This window comes from Bradyrhizobium sp. P2_E8, from assembly GCF_056403875.1.
The window spans coordinates 1-3049 of record NZ_JBFUES010000907.1 but is presented as its reverse complement, the minus strand read 5'-3'; the positions used below and the strand labels follow the sequence as shown (position 1 = coordinate 3049).

General features: G+C 63.7%; 4 protein-coding genes. 3 read left to right on the top strand and 1 reads right to left on the bottom strand.

Going from position 1 to position 3049, the window contains the following annotated elements; translation table 11 throughout:
- Nucleotides 1–3 precede the first annotated feature (3 nt).
- The gene (locus tag AC1D00_RS34055) at nt 4–807 is read right to left on the bottom strand and encodes a YdcF family protein (protein WP_477013687.1); all 804 of its coding nucleotides are present in this window, start codon (nt 805–807) and stop codon (nt 4–6) included.
- A 129-nt stretch (nt 808–936) separates the two neighbouring features.
- Here AC1D00_RS34055 and AC1D00_RS34050 point away from each other — a divergent pair, with 129 nt between their 5' ends.
- The 3 genes from AC1D00_RS34050 (at nt 937) to AC1D00_RS34040 (ending at nt 2829) form a co-directional block, all read left to right on the top strand.
- Nucleotides 937–1878, top strand: coding sequence for an acetamidase/formamidase family protein (locus AC1D00_RS34050; protein ID WP_477013686.1), 942 nt, complete (start codon nt 937–939; stop codon nt 1876–1878).
- A gap of 201 nt (nt 1879–2079) precedes the next feature.
- Nucleotides 2080–2277 carry a hypothetical protein gene (locus tag AC1D00_RS34045; RefSeq protein ID WP_007603456.1) on the top strand — a complete coding sequence of 66 codons (198 nt, stop codon included), beginning with the start codon at nt 2080–2082 and terminating at the stop codon, nt 2275–2277.
- 72 nt (nt 2278–2349) lie between these two features.
- The gene (locus AC1D00_RS34040; protein ID WP_477013685.1) at nt 2350–2829 is read left to right on the top strand and encodes a GcrA family cell cycle regulator; all 480 of its coding nucleotides are present in this window, start codon (nt 2350–2352) and stop codon (nt 2827–2829) included.
- Nucleotides 2830–3049: the final 220 nt, after the last annotated feature.

The window sequence follows — 3049 nt, the reverse complement described above, 5'->3', positions numbered from 1 at the left end:
GTTCTAGTCCTTCGCCGGGCCCGGAAGCAACTCACCGGTCCTGCCCCTCAAACGATAGGCAAGAAGCCCGAGCCATTCGCGCACGGCGACTTCGGTTCTGCCAAGTCCATCCGTACCAACGTTGGTGAAAGAGAAGAGATCGTCGCGCCCGCTCATCCGCCAGTCCACCGGATAGGCTTCGACGTCAAAGCCGGCCTTGCGGAAAATCCCCATCGAACGCGGCATGTGGTAGGCCGAGGTGACCAGGAGCCAGCGCTCCCCCGGCTTCGGCGCAACCAGCTGCTTTGTGAACAGCGCGTTCTCGAAGGTGTTGCGTGAGTTCCGCTCCATGATCAGGCGGTCTTTGGCAATGCCGATGTTTTCCAGCACGGTACCCGCCCAATCGGCCTCCCTCGCATCGTTCGAAACGACGTTGGCACTTCCGCCGGTAAAGACGACACGCGCCTTCGGATAGCGTCGGGCGAGCTCTGCCGGCGCCAGCAGGCGATCGGCGGCATGGCGCACGATCGGCGTTTGATGCGCCACCGACAAGTCCGGATCGATCGAGCCGCCGAGCACGATGATGCCGTCAGGCGCGCCCCGCGAGGGATCCCAGGGTGGAAAGCGGGACTCCAGCGGATAGAGCAGGAGATTGCCCAGCGGCGAGAACGAAACGAGCGCCAGCAGGACCAGCGTGGCCACGGCGAGCTTGCGGCCGAACGCGGCAAAGCGCGTCGCCATCAGAACGACCGAGACGATCCCGAGCTCGATGATCAGATTGAACGGCAGCAGCGCGGCGCCGAAGGTCTTGGACAGGATGAAGAACAGGGGGGCCTCGCTGGAATGATCGTGTCGTGCGCGGGCTTGACCGGCCCGTCCATCTTCAATCTTCTTGAAAGAGRATCGATCGCCCGGTCAAGCCCAGGCATAACAAGCAAAACCGAACGGACGCGGCAAATGACCCATCACCACCTGCATTCCAGCCCCGAGACCTGTCATTGGGGCTTCTTTGAAGCCGCGCTCAAGCCAGTGCTGACGATCAAAAGCGGCGATGAGGTGACCGTCGACACCATCAGCGGCAGCCCGGACGTGCTGCCCGACCGCGACAAATTTCACATTCCGCCGGAGATGCACGAGGTCCACGCGAAGAGTGAGCGCATGCTGCCTGGCCACATCCTCACCGGGCCGATCGCGGTCGAGGGGGCCGAACCCGGCGACGTGCTCGCGGTCGAGATCCTCGACGTGCAGCTCCGGCAGGACTGGGGCTGGAATCTGATCAAGCCGCTGGCCGGCACCCTGCCCGACGATTTTCACGAGACGCGCATCCTCAACATCCCGCTGGACCAGACGCGGATGGTGGGCCGCATGCCCTGGGGCCTCGACCTGCCCCTCAAGCCGTTCTTCGGCGTGATGGGCGTTTCGCCGCCGCCGGCCTGGGGCCGCATCTCCTCGCTCGTGCCGCGCGCCATGGGCGGCAATCTCGACAACAAGGAACTCGGCGCCGGTGCGACGCTGTATCTGCCGGTGTTCGTCCCGGGCGCGCTGTTCTCCTGCGGCGACGGCCACGGCGTGCAGGGCGACGGCGAGGTCTGCGTCACCGCGATCGAGACCGCGCTCCAGGGCCGCTTCCGCCTGACGCTGCGCAAGGACCTCGGGCTCGACTATCCCCGTGCCGAGACGCCGACGCACTACATGACCATGGCGATGGACCCCGATCTCGACCAGTGCGTGGTGCGCGCGCTGCGCGACATGATCGCGCTGCTCGGCGAGACGCGAAACCTGTCGCGCGAGGACGCCTACACGCTGTGCAGCCTGGCGGCCGATCTGCGGGTGACCCAGACCGTCAACGGCTCCAAGGGCATCCATTGCATGATCGAAAAGGCGATCGTGCACGGCTGAGCCGGCCCCGCCTTCCCTGACCTGTTGACGTCAAGCCGCCGCGCGATCGCTCGCGCGGCGCGCCGCGCCATGCCCAATTTCTCAAGCGATTCCAAGGGGCTGAACCGTCGCCTTTCACGGGATTTGACTTTCCCCATCGAACCTAAATAGAGTCTTAATCGTTACTTTTATGTACCCGAGTAAGAGGCTAGCGTTCAGGCCATGGCCACCGAAAAAGCCGAGACTGACCGCATTCCCGTAACCTTGGCGCTCTCGACCATCACCTATCTGGAGAAGCTGGTGAGACAGGGCACCCACGGCACCAGCGTTCCCGGCGTCGCACGGACATTGATCGAGGAAGGCATCCGTCTCGCCATCAAGGACGGGCTTTTGTCGATTCGCGACAATGGCAGGACGTGAGCGCGCGCCGGACGTGAGGCGGACGATCTCGAGAGGCGGATGGCCGACATCTGCAACCTGGGACCGTTACAAATGCCTGTTCTCTCACCGACCTGGACCGACGAACGAATTGAACTTCTGAAGCGGCACTTCGAGGCCGGCCTCTCCTGCCGCGAGATCGCCGCCGACATCGGCGTCAGCCGCAATGCCGTGATCGGCAAGCTGTCCCGGCTGAACCTCACGCGCGGGCGCACGGTCGACGACCGCAAGATTCAGGACAGGAGCCTTGCGCCGGCGCGCGCATCGAGGGCCGTGCCGCGGCTGYAATATGAGATGCTCGCCACCATCTACGGCGAGACCGACGCGCCTGTGGTCGCAGGTCCGATCGACGACGCCAATCGCTGCTCGCTGATGGAGCTCTCGGAGAACCGCTGCCGCTGGCCGATCTCGACGCCGGGCGCAGACGATTTCTGCTTCTGCGGCAATACTGCGCCCGACGGCCAGTCCTATTGCGCCGGCCACAGCCGCCTCGCCTACCGGCCGAACTCGCGCGCGCGGCTCGCACGCGGCTGAGGCCGCAAGCTCATCACAAAACAAAAACCTCCGGCAGGGCATTGCCGGAGGTTTCGAGAGGCTTAGCGTGAAGCTAAGAGCCGTGATTTTGATATTCCGGCCTTAGACTATATAGCTGAGTAACTCAGGTAAGTAAATAAATTTGGCGGCGATGGATTCGCATAGCTCGTCTTCGTCCTGTGCAGCGCGCTTTTCCGGATTGTCGAAACCTGCATCCAGT